The sequence below is a fragment of the Mesorhizobium sp. P5_C1 genome, assembly GCF_054049815.1.
On record NZ_JBFULQ010000809.1, the window covers coordinates 1 to 1,878 of the forward strand.

The window sequence follows — 1,878 nt, forward strand, 5'->3', positions numbered from 1 at the left end:
GATCATGCCGATGACCAGCGACATCGCGGCGATCACCACCGGGTACCACAGACCAAAGTAGATATCGCCCCTGTAGGCACTGAGTGCGAACACCGTCGCCGGCAGCAGGCCACCGAACCAGCCATTGCCAATGTGATAGGGCAACGACATGCCGGTGTAGCGGATGCGGGTCGGGAACATCTCGACCAGGATCGCGGCAATCGGGCCGTAGACCATGGTCACGAACAGGACCAGGATGAACAGGATGCCGATCGTCATCGGCCAGTTGATTCCCGCCGGATCGGCGAACATGGCGAAAGCGCCGCCGCCCGGTATATTGTAGACGGTGACCTCGGGCGCACCCGCGGCCTCGTCGGCGGTCAGCAGCTTGTCCTTGATCGCCTGATCGGTCGGGACCGTCGCCTTCTCGCCGGCGCGAATGGCGGCGGCATCGAGCTTCAGTTCCGGGTTGGCGGCGACAAACGCGTCAAGCTTCTGGTCCGGGATCTTGATCGCCGCGCGCTTCAGCGGATAGCCGCCGTCCCGCAGCGACATGTTGACGGCTTTGATGAAGGCGGCGTCCTTGGCTTTCGCCTGATCGCCAGCGGCGATGGCATCGTAGGATTCCACCGTCTCGTTGCCGATCTTGACCGACGCGGCCGTCCCGGCCGCGGCCGTCGACACCACGTCATAGGGAACCGAGTTCTTGGTCAGGAACGAGGTCGCGATGTCACAAGACGTCGTGAACTTCGCCGTGCCGACCGGATTGAACTGGAACTTGCAGTCGCCGGGTGCCGCCGTCACCGTAGCACGTGTGTTCTGCTGGGCCGTGGCGAGCGCCGGATTGGCGGCCCAGGTCAATGCCTTGAACAGCGGGAAGGTGCAGACGATCGCCAAGGCAAGGCCCGCCATGATGATCGGCTTGCGCCCGATCTTGTCGGAGAGCCAGCCGAAGACGACGAAGAAGATCGAGCCGAGGGCGAGCGCTATGGCGATCATGATGTTGACCGACTGCGCGTCGACCTTGAGCACGTTCTGCAGGAAGAACAGCGCGTAGAACTGGCCATTGTACCAGACCACGGCCTGACCGGCGGTGAGGCCGAGCAGCGCCAGCAGCGCGATTCGGGCATTCTTCCATTGACCAAATGCTTCCGAAAGCGGCGCTTTGGAGCCCTTGCCCTCATCCTTCATACGCTGGAAGGTCGGCGATTCGGAGAGCGAAAGCCGGATCCAGATCGAGATGCCGAGCAGCAGGAAGGAGACAATGAACGGAATGCGCCAGCCCCATGAGGCGTAGGTTTCCTTGCTCATCGAACCCTGGACAATCAGGATGACGACCAGCGACAGGAACAGGCCGAGCGTCGCCGTCGTCTGGATCCACGAGGTGTAGTAGCCGCGCCGGTTGTCGGGTGCATGCTCGGCGACATAGGTGGCCGCGCCGCCATATTCGCCGCCCAGCGCCAGGCCTTGCAGCATGCGCAGGACAATCAGGATCACGGGAGCCGCGATGCCCAAAGTCGCATATCCAGGCAGCAGGCCGACCAGGAAGGTCGAAAGGCCCATGATCGTCATGGTGACAAGGAACGTATACTTGCGGCCGACAAGGTCGCCGATGCGGCCGAACAGCAGCGCGCCGAACGGTCGTACCAGGAAGCCGGCGGCGAACGCCAGCAGCGCGAAGATATTGCGCGTCGCTTCAGGAATGGTTGGACTGAAGAAGGTCGAACCAATGAACACCGCGAGCGAGCCGTAGAGATAGAAATCATACCATTCGAAAACGGTGCCCAGCGAGGAAGCGAAGATGTCCTTAGTTTCCTCCCGCGTCATGCCGCGGCTTGCTCCGCCGGCAGTCGATGCCATTGCGATAGAATTGTCCTCCCGTGAGACCTTGTCCTCGAT

General features: G+C 62.1%; 1 protein-coding gene. It reads right to left on the reverse strand.

All coding sequences use genetic code 11. The annotated features are described in order from the left end of the window. On the reverse strand, positions 1–1,845 hold a 1,845-nt coding region (locus ACXJ7R_RS31525), incomplete at its 3' end, for an MFS transporter (RefSeq protein WP_457155223.1). Positions 1,846–1,878 lie beyond the last annotated feature (33 nt).